Genomic DNA, 14,539 nt, shown 5'->3' with positions numbered 1-14,539 from the left:
CGGCTACAGCGCGGGTTCCGCGACGGGAGCGGAAAGCTTGCGGAAGCGGGCGGCGGGATGGCGCTCGGTGAGCCGTGCGCCGCGGCCGGCGAACAGCTTCTCGCGCAGCGTGCCGTCGGCGTAATCCTCCTGCGCCAGGCCGCGCCGGCGCAGTTCCGGCATGACGTGCTCGGCGAACTCGATGAAGGCGGAGGGCGTGCGCTGGTAGGCGACGTTCACGCCGTCGATGCCGGCGGCGCGCCAGTCCTCCAGCCGGTCGGCAATGGTCTCGGGCGTACCGACGATGCGGCCGTTATAGGACATGGCGGTGGTGAGATCGCGCAGGCGCACCACCTTGCCGGGGTTCGCCTCCTCGACGAAGCGCGCGAAGCCCTGCAGGCCCTGGATGTTGAAATCGGCCACCGGCCTGTCGGGGTCCAGCAGGCCGAAATCGACGTCGAGGTCGCGGCCGACATGGGCGGCGAGCGCGTCGGTGTCGATGTAGTCGTCGAGCTCCCGCGACTTGCGCCACGCTTCCTCCTCCGTGCTGCCGATCACGAAGGACAGACCCTGGAAGAACAGGATGTCGGAGGGATCGCGGCCGAAGGCGACGGCCTGCCGGCGGATGTCGTCGACCGCCACCCGTGCTCCGTCCGGCGTCAGGCTGACGATGAAGGTGGCTTCCGCGTTGCGCGCGGCGAAGCGGCGTCCGGCCACCGACGATCCCGCTTGGATGAGCAGCGGCGTGCGCTGCGGGGAGGGCACGCACAGATGCGGCCCGTCGATGCGGTAGCGCTCGCTGCGGTGGTTGATGCGGTGGACCTTGCGCGGATCGGCGTAGACGCCGCGCGCCTTGTCGGCGAGCACCGCGTCGTCCTCCCACGAGCCCTCCCACAGCTTGTAGGCCGCCTCGACATATTCCTCGGCCCAGCGGTAGCGCTCGTCGTGGGGAACCCGGTCCTCGAAGTCGAAGTTGCGGGCGGCGGCGCGGCTGGTGCTGGTCACGATGTTCCAGCCGACCCGGCCCTGGCTCAGATGATCGAGCGTGGAGGCGCGCCGCGCGAATTCGAAGGGATGGCTCTGCAGGATCGAGCTGGTGAACATCAGCCCGAGATGTTCCGTCGCGCCGATCAGAGCGGCGGACAGGATGGCCGGATCGTTGGCCGGGAAATGGATCGCCTGCTCGACATAGATGTCGGAGGTGCCGCGATGGATCTCGTCGATGCCCATCACGTCGGCGAGGAACAGCCCGTCGAAGCGGCCCTTCTCGAGGACCCGGACCAGCTCCACCCAGGTGGACAAGTCGTTGAACTCGGTCTGGCGCGTCTGCGGATGCCGCCACACGCCGTGATAGACGTGCGACGGGCTGTTCATGGCAAAGGCGTTGAAGATCAGGCGTTTCGTCATCGCCGGGCCTCACGCCTTCTTGTTCGGCGACGGGCCGTCATACTTGATCTTGTAGTGCGCCGCATATTCCGCCGCGACTTTCTCGTGCTCTCCCTGATCGCGCGCCGCGACATACGCGGCCGGATAGGTCCAGCCCGGCGGCTTGGGCGTGCCGTGGAAGTTGTTGTCGATATCCATCGGGAACACTTCGGCCTGCGGGTCCCAGTCGTCGGGGTGCAGAACCTTGGACATGCGCTTGTAGTCGAACGGCTCCACATCGCCGTTGTCCACGTAGCGCGCGATCCAGCCGTCTATGTTGTCGCGGGTGAGCGTGACGGTGCTCCAGTTCAGCAGGCGCTCGGAGGCGCGCGGCTGCCAGCCATGCGTCACGTCGTAGAGGCGGGCGGTGAACAGCGCCGCCCCGAAGGCGGGCGCGTTGCCGCTGGTCGCCAGATAGGTGCCCGACTGGATCGCCTTGGAGCCGAGCCCGGTGCCGCTGGCGCCGACGACGAGGACGTCCTTGCCGGGAACGAGGCCGGCGGCGTTGAGGGCCGCGATGGAGCCCTGCGCGATGTCGTCGTCCTGCGTCACGATGCCGACGACGTCCTTGTTGCGGGTCAGCAGGTCCTCGGTGACCCTCAGCGCATCCTCCCGGTTCCACAGCCCCGGCAGTTCGTCGACGAGGCGCGTCTTGGGGTACTTGGCGAACGCCTGGTCGCGTCCGCGATTGCGCTGGAGCTCCAGCAGGCTGCCCTTGCTGCCGGTGACACCGATGATGTTGCCGCCGCCGAAGCGTTCGGTGACGGCCGCGAGCAGCTTCTCCGTCACCTCCCGATGCGCCCGCACCTCCTCCGAGACGGCGAACATCGTGTAGTATTCGCTGGCGTCGAAAGGGGTGAACCAGGGCAGGGAATCCCAGATGTTGGCGATGTAGATCTTGTTCTCCTTCGCCGTGTTGGCCAGCCCCTTGATGGCGCTGCCGTCGGCGAGGTTGAAGATCACCGAGCCGACATTGCCCGCCACCTGCTGCTCGAACTGGTTGAGCTGGCGCTGGGCGTCGAACTGGCTGTCCAGCGAGGTGTAGGCGATCCCGAACTCCGCCGCCGCGGTCTTGGCGGTGCGATCGAAGGTCGTGTTCCACTCGTTGAACATGAAGCCGGTCAGGAAGGCGAGCTTGCCGTCGGGCGAGGCCACGGCGGCGGTCGGCATCCCCAGGCTCGCGGCGCCGAGGCTCGCGGCGGCCCCGGCCGAGGCGAGCGCAAGGAAGTCCCGCCGGCTGACGCCGTGCGTATCCAGCCGACCCATATGGCTGTCGACCACCTTCTTGTCGGTGAAGTCGGGGAACAGCCGGGAAACATGCTTCTTGTTCACGGTAGGTGTCCTCGGATCCTGTACGGGACGCATCGACAGGGCAGCGCCCGGCGACAGCGCAGCCTGCTTGGCGGGTTACGACTTCCTGTTCGGGGACGGGCCGTCGAACTTGATCTTGTAGTGGTCGCGATATTCCTCGGCGACGACCTCCCACTCGCCCTTCGACTTGGCGTCGAGATAGGCCTGCGGATAGGTCCAGCCTTCCGGCTTGGGGATGCCGGCCCATGCCTTGTCGATGTCGAGCGGGAAGACCTCGGCCTGCGGGTCCCAGTCGTCGGGGTGGAGCACCTTGGAGATGCGGCGGTAGTCGAAGGGCTCGACGCCGCCATTGTCGACGTAGCGCTCGATATAGGCGCCGACATTGTCCTTGGTGATGGTGAGCGAGCGCCAGTTGAGCAGGCGCTCGGAGGCGCGCGGCTGCCAGCCATGCGTCACGTCGTAGATGCGCGCGGCGAACAGCGCCGCCGCATAGGCCGGGCTGTTGCCGCTGGTCGCGAGCTGGGTTCCGGCGGCGATCGACTTGGCGCCGAGGCTGGTGCCGTCCGCCGCGACCACGAGCACGTCCTCGCCCGGCCGCAGGCCGGCGGCGTTCAGCGCGGCGATGACGCCCTGCCCGACATCGTCGTTCTGCGCGACCACGCCGACCACGTTGGGGTTGCGCGTCAGCAGGTCCTCGGTCGCCTTCAGCGCGTCCTCGCGGTTCCACTTGCCGGGCAGTTGGTCGACGAGCTTGGTCTTGGGGAAATCCTTGAAGGCGGCGTCGCGGCCGGCGCTGCGCTGGCGGTCGGTCAGGTTGCCGTTGGTGCCGGTGACGCCGACGATATTGCCGCCGCCGAACTTCTCCGTGACCGCCTTCAGCAGTTCGGAGGTCACGGCCTTGTGGGCGTCGAACTCCTCGGGCACCGCGTAGAGCGTGTAGTAGTCGTTCGCCTCGAAGGGGGTGAACCAGGGCAGCGAGTCCCAGACATTGCCGATATAGACCTTGGAATCCCCGGCGATGCGCGAGGCGCCCTTGATGGCGCTGCCGTCGGCGAGGTTGAAGATCACCGACTGCGAGCCGGCCGCCACCTGCTGCTCGAACTGGTTGAGCTGGCGCTGGCTGTCGAACTGGCTGTCGAGGCCGACATAGCTGAAGCCGAGGTCGCCCGTCGCCTTCTCGAAGGCCTTGTTGAGGATGACGTTGTACTCGTTGGCGAGGAAGGCCGAGAGGAAGGCCAGCTTGCCGTTCGGCGAGGCGACCGCGACCGAGGGCAGCCCCATGCTCGCCGCCCAGGTGGAGGCGGCGACGCCCGCCGAGGCCAGCGCCAGGAAATCGCGGCGCGAGACGCCGTGCGTGTCGAGCCGCCCCATCAGCTCGTCGACCGTCTTGCGCTCGTCGAGCGTGCGGAGCCAGCGGGGGTTGAAGGTCGGCATGATCGGTCCTTTCTGGTGATCGAGGGGCGCGGGGCCTATTCGGCCGGCTCGCGCAGGCGCTGTTCGGCGAAGGCGTTGCGGTAGGCGGCGGCCGGGTGCCGGGCGTTGAGGCGGGCGCCGCTGCCGGCGAACAGCCGCTCGCGATAGGTGCCGGGGCCGTAGTCCTTCTGGGCGAGGCCGCGCGCCTGCAGGACGGGAATGACCTCCTGCGCGAATTCGATGAAGGAGCCGGGCGTGGTGCTGTAGATGAGGTTGACGCCGTCGATGCCGGCGCGCTGCCATTCCTCCAGCTGGTCGGCGATGGTCTCCGGCGTGCCGGTGATGCGGCAGGCATGGGCGTAGGCTTGGCCGAGGTCGCGCACCGTCGCCTTCTGGCCCGGGTGGCCTTCCTCGAAGGCGCGGATCACGCCCTGCACGCCGTCGATCTCCAGTTCCTCCACCGGCCGGTCCGGGTCGAGCCGGCCGAGGTCGATGCCGAGGTCGCGGCTGATATGGGCGAGCAGGCCGTCGACGCTGACGTCCTCGTCATAGTCGCGCGCCTTGCGCCGGGCTTCCTCCTCGGTGCCGCCGACGACGACGTTCAGCCCCTGGATGAACAGCAGGTCGTGCGGATCGCGGCCGGCCGCGGCGACCAGCGCGCGGGTCTCGGTGATCTGCCGGCGGGCGCCCTCGGGATTGACCGCGACGATGAAGGTGCCCTCGGCGTTGCGGGCGGCGAAGGCCCGGCCGGCGCGCGACGCTCCCGCCTGGAAGAGCACCGGCGTGCGCTGGCGCGACGGCTGGCTCAGATGGGGCCCGAGCACCTTGTAGCGCCGGCCCTCATGGTGGATGCGATGGATCTTGGAAGGGTCGGCGTAGCGGTTGGCGGCGGCGTCGTTGATCACCGCGCCCTCGTCCCAGGAGCCTTCCCAGAGCTTGTAGAGGACCTCGACATATTCGTCGGCCCAGGCGTAGCGCTCGTCATGGGGGACGATGCGGTCGAGGCCGAAATTCTGCGCGGCGTTGTGGCTGACGCTGGTGACGATGTTCCAGCCGATGCGCCCCTTGCTGAGATGATCGAGCGTGGAGAGCTTGCGCGCGAAGTTGAAGGGGTGCTCCTGCAGGATCGAGCTGGTGAGGGTCAGCCCCAGATTCTCGGTCGCCCCGATCAGGGCGCCGATCAGCGCGCCGGAATCGTTGATCGGGATCTGCACGGCCTCGTTGATGTAGGTGTCCCAGCTTCCCTTGTAGGCGGGATCGACGCCGATGACGTCGGCGACGAACAGCGCGTCGAACTTCGCCTTTTCGAGGATGCGGACGAGGTCGACCCAGGTTTCCAGCTCGTTGAACGAGGTCTGCCGCGTGTCCGGGCGCCGCCACAGGCCATGGAAGACATGGGACACGGCGTTCATCGAGAAGCCGTTGAAGACGAGCCTTTTGGCCATTCGTGAAATCTCCTGGCGATGCTGGCGGTCTACTTGACCACGGCTTCCTGGGTGGCGTTGCGGCTGACGAGAACGGCGGCGATGACGACCAGGCCCTTGATGATCATCTGCAGGTACTGGGACACGCCCATCAGGTTCAGGCCGTTGTCGAGGATCGCGATGATGAGGACGCCGATCAGCGTGCGGTGCGGCCCGCCGACGCCGCCGGCGAGCGAGGTGCCGCCGACCACGATGGCCGCCAGGCTGTTGAGCAGCAGGTCGGAGCCGAGCGAGGGGCCGGCGGCGCCGAGGCGCGCCACCGCGAGGATTGAGCCGAGCCCGGCCAGCACGCCGGAAATCGCGAAGGCGTAGATCTTGTAGCGACGGACCGGCAGGCCGGAGGTGCTCGCGACCTGCTCGCCGCCGCCGATCAGATACATGTAGCGGCCGAAGCGCGTGCGCACCGCCACCACGACCACGATGGCCCAGGCGACGAGCGACCAGAGCGCGATGTTGGGCAGGCGCGGGATGAACTGGCCGATGGCGATCTGCTCGAAGCCGGGCGCGGTGAACTGGATCGCCCGCCCGTCCAGCAGCGTGAGCGCGATGCCGGTGAACACCGACAGCGTGCCCAGCGTCACGATGAAGGAGGGGATGCGGCCATAGGCGTAGACGGCGCCGTTGATCGAGCCGAGCAGGCCGCCGAGCAGCGCGGCCAGCGGCAGCACCCAGTAGCCGATGCCGAAGCTGTTGAGGATCTGCACGCTGCCGGCGCCGACCAGCAGCACGATGGCGCCGACGGACAGGTCGATGCTGCCCATCAGCACCACGAAGGTGGCGCCGAGGCAGACGATCAGCAGCGTCGCCGCCTGTCCGCTGATCGCCGTGAAGTTGCGGATGGTGGCGAAGGAATCCGTCGCCAGCGAGAAGAAGACGAACAGGAAGAGGACGACGCCGATCGGAAACCACAGGCTCTTCTCGACGCTGCGGAACGCATCGAGGAGGCCGCGCAGCGGCTTGCCGTTCTCGGAAGGGACTGCGAGGCTCATTACACCGTCTCCAGCGCGGCGGGGTGGAAGGGGGCAGGGGCGGTAGCGGGCGCCCTGGACGGAGCCTCGCCCGACGAGCCCTGCGGCAGCATCTGCACGACGAGCTGGTGCTCGGTGGGCTTGGCGTCGGCCGGCGCGGGAACCTCCGCGACGATCCGGCCGCGCTGCATGATCAGGACGCGGTTCGACAGGCCGATCAGTTCGAGCAGCTCGTCGGTGATCAGGACGATGCCGACCCCCGCCTCGGTAAGCTCGCGGATGAGCCGGTAGATCTCCTGCTTGGCGCCCGCGTCGACGCCGCGCGTCGGGTTGTCGAGGATGAGCACCTTCGGCGTGCGGGCGAGCCAGCGGGCGAGCACCACCTTCTGCTGGTTGCCGCCGGAAAGGCGGCGGCAGGAGAGGTCGGGCGTCGCCGAGCGGATGGCGAGGCTGTCGATGTAGCGCCGCGCGATCGCGACCTCCCGCCGCCGGCGCCAGAAGCCGAGCGGCCCGCTGAACAGGTCGCCGCCGCTGCCGGTCGAGAGGTTCCAGGACACGCTGAAGGAGGGGATGATGCCCTCGGCCAGGCGCTCGGCCGGGATATAGCCGAGCCCCTTGCCGACGAAGCGCCGGATGTCCGGGGTACGGCCGCGCGCGCCGGCCAGCGCCACCTTGCCGGCGGCCGGCGGGACGACGCCGGCGACCGCCTTGCCGAGCGCGGACTTGCCGGAATCGAGCAGGCCGCCAATGCCCACGACCTCGCCGGCCCGCACCTCGATATCGAGCACCTCGCCCTTGCCGTCGATGTCGATGCCCTCGGCGGCCAGCACCACCGGCTGCGTGGCGACATCGCGCTGGCGGCGCTCGTAATAATAGTCCGTCGCCCGCTCCCGGCCGACCATCAGGCTGTGCAGCAGCGGCTCGTCGGCTGTGCGGGGATCCAGCTTGGCGACCAGCTTGCCGTCCTTCAGGACGTAGATCAGGTCGGAAATCTCCAGCACCTCGGAAAGGCGGTGGGAGACGAAGAGCAGCGAGCCGAACTGCCGGATGCGCTTCACCAGCCGGAAGAAGGCTTCCTCGTCGCGGCGGTCGAGCGCGGAGGTCGGCTCGTCGAGCAGGACGAGGGGCGTGCGCACGCCGCCGACGATGGTCGGCGCGAGGCAGGCGCGGGCGATCTCGATCGATTGCCGCTTGGAGAAATCGTAGTCGCCTGTGCGCCGGCGGACGTCGACATCGATGCCGGCCTCGTCGACGATGCGCTCGGCGACCTCGATCATGGCCGCGCGGTCGACGATCTGCCCGTAGCGCAGGAAGCGATGATCCTGGCCCAGCAGCAGGTTCTCGTAGACCGGCACGTTCTGGATCAGCGCCTGTTCCTGGAACACGCGCGAGACGCCGTGGTCGACGGCCTCGCCATAGCTGCGCGGCGCGTAGGGCCTGCCGTTGAGCCGCATCGAGCCGGTGCTCGGCGCCGTCAGGCCGCTCAATATGTTGAAGATGGTCGATTTGCCGGCTCCGTTCTCGCCGACCAGCGTCACCACCTGATTGGCGGGAACCTCGAAGCCGATGTCGTCGAGAATGACGTTGGGGCCGTAGGATTTCGAGATGCCCGCGGCCTCGAAGGTCACGCCCGTGCGCGGCGGAACGTGCGGGACGGCGGCATGGGTGTTCATCGCGGCTCTCTCGGTGCGGGGAAGGGGCGGGGTGGCGTCAGGCGGCGTCGCGCACCCGGTGGGCGGTCAGCGCGGGGGCGTAGCCGAGGGCGACCACGATCTCGTGGGCGAGGCGCCGCAGCCGCTCGTCGATCTCCGCCTCGACGCGGCCGTCCGCCTCGACGTGGCGCGAGGTGACGAAGACGCCGGTCGCCAGCACCTGCGCCTGGAAGAAGCTGAACAGCGGGCGGAGCTGGTGCTCGATGACCAGCGCATGGCGGTCGCTGCCCCCGCTGGCGAGCAGGCCGACCGGCACGCCAACCAGCGCCCGGTAGTCCAGGAGGTCGACGAAGTGCTTGAACAGGCCGGGGTAGGAGCCCTTGTAGACCGGCGTCGCGGCGAGGATCAGGCTCGCCGTCTCGGTGGCGCGCAGGGCCGCTTCCAGTTCCGGTCCGGCGGAGGCGCGGTCGGGCGCCGCGAGCCCCGGCAGCAGCGGAATGTCGATGATCCGGTGCCCCGCGCCGCCGCCCTGCGCGGCCACATGGTCGAACAGCCGCGATACGGCGCGGCGCGTCGTCGAGGTGGCGACATTCGGGCTGGCGGAGAGGACGACGATGCCTGGGGCGGAACTGGCATGGGCCATGGGGTGGTCTCCCTGAAGGGTGGCGGCACGGCGGTCGTTCGCGGCCGTCATTCCGTCTGGTGTCGGATGCGTGCAGGCCGCGCGTGGCGCCTCGCCTTACTCCCCCCTTGGAGCGGGCGAGGGCCGATCGCGCGTAAGTCGGTTGCGGTCCCGCCATCCCCGGCGGGGCGGACGATACGGGTTCGATAAAATATAAAATACATAGACTGAGTCAATAACTAAGATGCGCCCTGTGACGTAAATGCCGGGTATCGGGGCGGAGGGCGTCAGTAATCTGATCCAGGTACCGGCGTATATCGGTTGTTTAGTGGAGATTTATGCAACATTAGCGTGCAATTCGGCGACGTATCGTCGAAGAATTCGATATCTCGAATCATCCCCTCTGTTGCGTGAAAGCCGGCGATCCGGGCGCCGTTGCCTGTCGGATCGCCGGCCGAGCCGTCCATTGCGCGCCGGTGGCGCCGTCAGTTCGCGAAGAAGCGTTCGTCGGGCACGACGTTGAGCGCGATGGTCAGTCGGTTGGCGTAGCTGAAGAAGGCCGATATCTCGAGAATCTCCAGGATCGCCGCGGCGGAGAAGCCGAAATTGCCGAGCCGCGCCAGTCCCTTCTCGCCGAGCGACACCGGGTCGAGCGTCAGCAGCTCGACCGTCTCGGCGAGCACCTGATCGCGGTGCGACAGGCGCACGTGATGATAGCCCTGCGCGATGCGGCGCGCCCGGATGGGGTCGCCGGTCGCCGCCGCCAGCGCCTGGGTGTGGTTGAACACGCAGTAGCTGCAGTGGTTGGCGGCGGACGTCACCACCGCGATCAGCTCGCGCTCGGCCGCCGACAGGTGGCTCCGCGCCGGGTCGAACAGGTGCCTGTAGAAGGTCACCAGCCGGTAGGCGGTGTCCGGATTGGCGGAGAGCGCCCGCAGCCAGTTCGGAATGAAGCCGTAGTGGCGGCGGAAATCGTCGTAGATCTCCTTCAGATGGGCCGGCAGGCTGGCCTCGTCGCGAATGCCCAGGAGCGATATCGGCTCGGGGGTTTCGGCGGAGAAGGCATCGGATTCAGGGCGGGTCGCGGCGAGGGAAGCGGTGGCCATGGCGTCTCTCCGGTTCCGGGCGGTCAGCGGGTGAAATAGGCCTCGTCCGGCCGGACGCCGAGCGAGATGAAGATGCGGTTGGTGTGGTTGAACCAGCTGCTGGTCTCCAGCGCCTCGAGGATCTCGGGGTCGCTCAGGCCGGCGGCGCGCAGCTCGTCCAGATCGGCCGTCGAGACCGATTTCGGCGCCTTCGTCACCTTGGTGGCGAAGTCGACCAGCGCGTGCTCGCGCGGGGTCAGAGGCGCCAGATGCGGGTCGAGCGCGATGCGCCGGGCCTTCTCCGCGTCGCCCAGCGCGTCGGCGAGCGCGTTGGTGTGGTGGATCTCGCACAGGCCGCAGCCATTCGTGGCCGAGACCACGACCGCGATCAGCTCGCGCTCGGCGAGCGGCAGCAAGCCGGTGCCGGCGTCGAACAGGCTGGCGAAATAGCCGACGAAGCGCCTGGCGGTGGCGCCGTTCACCGAGAGCGAGCGTATCCAGTTCTCGTTGTGGTTCGCGGCCGCCAGCGCGCGGATGTCGTCCGCAAGCTCGGTCGGCGGCGGGGGCGGCAGGCGCCATTCCGGGGTGTCGGGGCGCGGGGCGATGGTGTCGAGCATGGCAGTGTCCCTTGCGGAAGCGGGCGCGTCATTCGGCGGCCTGCGCCACCGGCGGAAAGACGCCGAGATGGATCTGGCCGATGAGGTCGTGGGTCGCGTCGCTGTTCGGCGGATGGAAGGGGCCTGAACGAACGTCGCGCGTCAGCCGTTCCAGCTCGCTGCGCTTGGTGAGGGACTGCGCCCCGGCGACCTTGGTCGCGCGGTCCACCACCCGCCGCGCGCCGTCGACGGCGTGCTGCTTCGCGCCGAGCAGCTTGGTGGGCCACAGCGCGCCGTGATCGACGCCCTGCACCCATTCCACGGCGACGCGGTCGAGATAGGCCCAGATGCTGTCGAGCTCGACCGAGGCCTTGGCGATCTCGACCTGCGTCTGCGGATGATGGGCGTAGGTCCGCCCGCCCAGCGCCGGCGACACGCGCTGGCGTGCTCCTTCCACCGCGATGTCGAAGGCCCGGCGGGCGATGCCGTAGTAGACGGCGCCGATCGGCAGCACCGCCGAGGAGATGATGCCGTCGATGAAGGGGTCGGCCGGCGGCCCGGCGGGAAGCACGCGGGTCACGTGCTCCCGGCGCGCCACGACGCCGTCGAGCACGGTGTCGTCGCTGCGGGTGGCGCGCTGGCCGAGCGTGTCCCAGGTCTCGACCGTATGATGGCCGGGGTCCTCGCGCCGGATGAAGGCGTGGACGATCCTTGGATTGGCGGGGTCGCTGCTGTCGAGGCCATGCACCCCGAGCCAGTCCCAGACCGGCGACAGCGAGGTGAAGATCTTGCGGCCGTGGAAGCTGTAGCCGCCGTCGCCCGTCGGCCGCGCTTCGACATTCGAGCCGGCGAGGCCGACATCGTTGCCGGGCTCGCCATGGCCGGCGGCGAAGATGCGGCCGGCGGCGGCTTCCTCGAGAATCCAGTCCGTCGAATGGTCGCCATGGCGCCAGAGATAGGCGGCGGTTCCCACCCAGTAGAGATGCATGTTCACGGCGAGCGCGGTCGGCGGGGCGTGATAGGCGAGGCGTGCCTGCTCGCGAAGTATATCCGGCAGCGTCAGTCCGCCGCCGCCGAATTCGAGCGGCGCGGCGGCCTTGAAATAGCCCGCCGCCCTGAGATCTTCGAAATCCTCGGAGAAGAAGCGATTCTCCCGGTCGTAGACCGGGGCCCGATCATGGAATTTGTGCAGAAGTTCTTCTTTGAGAGGGGCGGCCTTGGTGGCCAGCCGTATCGCAGCGTCTTGAAGCGCCATGGCCGTCTCCACTCGAATAGGATCGAGACACAATCCGGCCGATCGGCTCAAAAAGCAATATATAAATTCTATAGATTTTATATTTCATCGTCCGATGCCTCGATGAAGGCGTCGATCGCCCCCCGTCGGCCTGCCTCTTCTGCGCCCGGGGGCCCCGACGTCGAGCGGCATTCCGAACCGAAACTGGCGAGCCACGCCCACACTGCGGTAGTGCTATGCAAATTTAGTCTATTGATTTTATAGATTATGAGCAAAGAATGGGCAATGGCAGCCTGGAAATCGGGCAGCCTCACGCCATCCGCCTTTCCCGGCTGCGCGTGACTCCTGTTCCCATCAGACGGACACGCACCCCATGCGCAGACTTTTCCTCCTCCTGATCGCCTCGTTCCTCGCCTCGGGCGCGGCCCATGCCGACCGCCTCGACGACATCAAGCAGGCCGGCGTCCTGCGCGTGGCGGCTTTCGACAGCAACCCGCCCTTCGGCTTCGTCGACCCGGACAGCAAGCAGATCGTCGGCCTCGACGTGGACTATGCGAAGGTCCTCGCCGACAAGCTCGGCGTGAAGCTGGAGCTGCGTCCGACCAATCCGGCCAATCGCATTCCCCTGCTGACCTCCGGCAAGGTCGATCTGGTGCTGGCCAACTTCACCATCACCGAGGAACGCGCCAAGCAGCTCGACTTCAGCATTCCCTATTTCTCCTCCGGCCAGCAGTTCCTGGCGAAGAAGGGCACGCTGACCTCGCCCGACCAGCTCAACGGCCTGCGCATCGGCGCCGACAAGGGCACCACCAACGAGATCGTGCTGCGCCGCGACTTCCCGAAGGCGGTCGTGGTCGCCTTCGACGACACGCCCTTCGCCTTCACCGCGCTGCGCAACGGCAACGTGCAGGCGATCACCCAGGACGGTCCGAAGCTGGTCGGCCTGCTGGCCAATGTGCCGGACCGCGAGAACTACGAGATCCCGCCCTTCACCATCTCCGACGACTATATCGGCGTCGGCATTCCCAAGGGCGAGAAGCGGCTGGCGGATGTCGTGAACGAGACGCTGCTGGAGCTGGAGGCGAGCGGCAAGGCGGCCGCCATCTACGACGCCTGGTTCGGCCCGAACACCAAGCAGTCGCTGCCGCGCCTGTTCAAGATCGGCGACAAGAAGTGAGGCGGGCCCTGCCGTTCCGGCAGGGCCTTCCGGACGCCGCGCGGCGCTCCCGCGCGGCATTTTTCCATCTCCAGTCCACGAGGCGAACATGGGTGTCTTCGGCGAGCCGATGGCCCTGCGCTATCTCAGCTGGCTCCTTGAGGGCTTCGCCGTCACCCTTCTGCTATCGGCGGCGGTCTCCGTCGCCGCGACCGGGCTCGGCATCGCGGTGTGCGGCCTCAAGCTGAGCGGCCGCCGGCCGCTCGTCATCCTCGCCGACACCTATGTCAGCATCATCCGCAACACGCCCCTGCTGGTGCAGCTGTTCTTCTGGTACTTCGGCGCCTCGGCGCTGATGCCCTCCGGCCTGATGACCTGGCTGAACACCCCGCATGTGCTGGATATCGCGCTGGTGTCGCTGCACTGGCCCGCCTTCGAGACCATAGCCGGCTTCTTCGGGCTGACGCTCTATGCCGGCGCCTACATTGCCGAGGAGTTCCGCGCCGGCATCAACGGCGTCGATCCAGCGCAGCGCGAATCGGCCATGGCGCTCGGCCTGAGACCGGCTCTCGTCTTCTGGCTGGTGGTGCTGCCGCAGGCGGTGCGCATCGCCTGGCTGCCGGTGGTCGGCCAGTATCTCAACACGATCAAGAACACCTCGCTGACCATGGCGATCGGGCTCGCCGAGCTCTCCTACGCCTCGCGGCAGGTGGAGACGGAGACCTTCCTCACCTTCCAGGCCTTCGGCATCGCGACCATCCTCTACGTCGCCGCCGTCGCCGTCACCGAGGCCGCCGGCCACGCCGTGGCACGCAGCGGCCGCTTTGCCTGGGCGACCCAACGGCCATGAATTTCTCGGTCATCTCCGACAATCTGGACTACCTGCTCGTCGGCGCCTGGCCGAACGGGCCGGTCGGCGGCCTCGCCCTCACGCTGGTCCTGTCGGCCCTGTCGGCGGTCGCCTCGGGGCTGGTGGGCCTGGTGCTGGGCATCGGCCTCGCCATGAGCGCGGGTTGGCCGAAGCGCCTGCTGGTGGTGGCGCTCGGCTTCTTCCGCGCCATCCCGGTCATCATGCTGATCTTCTGGACGTATTTCCTGCTGCCCATCCTCTTCGGCTTCTCGGTGCCGGAGATCGGCACGGTGGTGGTGGCGCTGTCGCTGATCGGCGGCGCCTATCTCTCCTATGCCGTGGCGGCGGGCATCGAGAGCATCGCGGCGGGCCAGTGGGAGGCCGGCTTCGCGCTGGGGCTCGGCCGCTGGCGGGTGCTGCGGCTGATCGTGCTGCCGCAGGCGCTGCACGCGATGGCGCCGTCCTTCGTCAACCAGTGGACCTCGCTGGTGAAGGACACCTCGCTCGCCTATGTCATCGGCGTTCCTGAACTGTCCTTCGTCGCCGCGCAGGTGAACAACCGGGCGATGGTCTATCCGACCGAGGTCTTCCTCTTCGTCGGCGTCGTCTACTGGTGCCTGTGCGTCTCGCTCGACCGCTTCGCCACCGCGCTGGCGAACCGCCGCGGCGCCGCCGCCGAAGGGGCCGGCTAGCCTTCCGCGGGTCTCCCCGCCGGGGCCCGCGCACCGTCATGGAGCTGTCAGGTCGCTGCACTAGAGAGGCGG

At 68.1% G+C, this 14,539-nt stretch carries 13 protein-coding genes; 3 read left to right on the top strand and 10 right to left on the bottom strand.

Annotated features, from left to right (window positions below; genetic code table 11):
• Window positions 1-3: 3 nt before the first annotated feature.
• The 10 genes from STARVERO_RS13150 to STARVERO_RS13105 form a co-directional block, all read right to left on the bottom strand.
• Window positions 4-1,386, bottom strand: a complete 1,383-nt coding sequence (locus STARVERO_RS13150) for an NtaA/DmoA family FMN-dependent monooxygenase (RefSeq protein ID WP_159599304.1) — start codon at window positions 1,384-1,386, stop codon at window positions 4-6.
• A 9-nt stretch (window positions 1,387-1,395) separates the two neighbouring features.
• Window positions 1,396-2,736, bottom strand: a complete 1,341-nt coding sequence (locus STARVERO_RS13145; protein ID WP_159599302.1) for a sugar ABC transporter substrate-binding protein — start codon at window positions 2,734-2,736, stop codon at window positions 1,396-1,398.
• Window positions 2,737-2,811: 75 nt separating this feature from the next.
• Window positions 2,812-4,149 (bottom strand): sugar ABC transporter substrate-binding protein, encoded by a 1,338-nt coding sequence (locus tag STARVERO_RS13140; protein WP_159599300.1) that lies wholly within the window; start codon window positions 4,147-4,149, stop codon window positions 2,812-2,814.
• A gap of 35 nt (window positions 4,150-4,184) precedes the next feature.
• The gene (locus STARVERO_RS13135; RefSeq protein ID WP_159599298.1) at window positions 4,185-5,573 is read right to left on the bottom strand and encodes an LLM class flavin-dependent oxidoreductase; all 1,389 of its coding nucleotides are present in this window, start codon (window positions 5,571-5,573) and stop codon (window positions 4,185-4,187) included.
• A 29-nt stretch (window positions 5,574-5,602) separates the two neighbouring features.
• The gene (locus tag STARVERO_RS13130) at window positions 5,603-6,601 is read right to left on the bottom strand and encodes an ABC transporter permease (RefSeq protein WP_159599296.1); all 999 of its coding nucleotides are present in this window, start codon (window positions 6,599-6,601) and stop codon (window positions 5,603-5,605) included.
• Window positions 6,601-8,253, bottom strand: coding sequence for a sugar ABC transporter ATP-binding protein (locus tag STARVERO_RS13125; RefSeq protein WP_159599294.1), 1,653 nt, complete (start codon window positions 8,251-8,253; stop codon window positions 6,601-6,603). The genes STARVERO_RS13130 and STARVERO_RS13125 overlap by 1 nt, the downstream gene beginning before the upstream one ends.
• 37 nt (window positions 8,254-8,290) lie before the next feature.
• A complete protein-coding gene (locus tag STARVERO_RS13120; protein WP_159599292.1) occupies window positions 8,291-8,875 on the bottom strand; it encodes an NAD(P)H-dependent oxidoreductase in 585 nt (194 codons plus the stop codon).
• Window positions 8,876-9,339: 464 nt separating this feature from the next.
• Complete coding sequence (locus STARVERO_RS13115) at window positions 9,340-9,960, bottom strand: peroxidase-related enzyme (RefSeq protein WP_159599290.1); 621 nt, start codon at window positions 9,958-9,960, stop codon at window positions 9,340-9,342.
• A gap of 23 nt (window positions 9,961-9,983) precedes the next feature.
• Window positions 9,984-10,556, bottom strand: coding sequence for a peroxidase-related enzyme (locus STARVERO_RS13110; RefSeq protein ID WP_144344521.1), 573 nt, complete (start codon window positions 10,554-10,556; stop codon window positions 9,984-9,986).
• Between the two features lie 28 nt (window positions 10,557-10,584).
• Window positions 10,585-11,790, bottom strand: coding sequence for an acyl-CoA dehydrogenase family protein (locus tag STARVERO_RS13105; RefSeq protein WP_159599288.1), 1,206 nt, complete (start codon window positions 11,788-11,790; stop codon window positions 10,585-10,587).
• Between the two features lie 352 nt (window positions 11,791-12,142).
• On the opposite strand from STARVERO_RS13105, the gene STARVERO_RS13100 reads away from it, so the two are divergent.
• The 3 genes from STARVERO_RS13100 (at window position 12,143) to STARVERO_RS13090 (ending at window position 14,467) form a co-directional block, all read left to right on the top strand.
• Window positions 12,143-12,946 carry an ABC transporter substrate-binding protein gene (locus STARVERO_RS13100; protein ID WP_159599286.1) on the top strand — a complete coding sequence of 268 codons (804 nt, stop codon included), beginning with the start codon at window positions 12,143-12,145 and terminating at the stop codon, window positions 12,944-12,946.
• An 88-nt stretch (window positions 12,947-13,034) separates the two neighbouring features.
• Window positions 13,035-13,775, top strand: a complete 741-nt coding sequence (locus STARVERO_RS13095) for an amino acid ABC transporter permease (RefSeq protein ID WP_159599284.1) — start codon at window positions 13,035-13,037, stop codon at window positions 13,773-13,775.
• Window positions 13,772-14,467, top strand: a complete 696-nt coding sequence (locus STARVERO_RS13090; protein WP_159599282.1) for an amino acid ABC transporter permease — start codon at window positions 13,772-13,774, stop codon at window positions 14,465-14,467. The genes STARVERO_RS13095 and STARVERO_RS13090 overlap by 4 nt, the downstream gene beginning before the upstream one ends.
• Window positions 14,468-14,539: the final 72 nt, after the last annotated feature.

The organism is Starkeya nomas, from assembly GCF_902703545.1.
Taxonomy (GTDB): domain Bacteria; phylum Pseudomonadota; class Alphaproteobacteria; order Rhizobiales; family Xanthobacteraceae; genus Ancylobacter; species Ancylobacter moscoviensis.
This window is presented reverse-complemented; position numbering and strand designations above follow the sequence as displayed.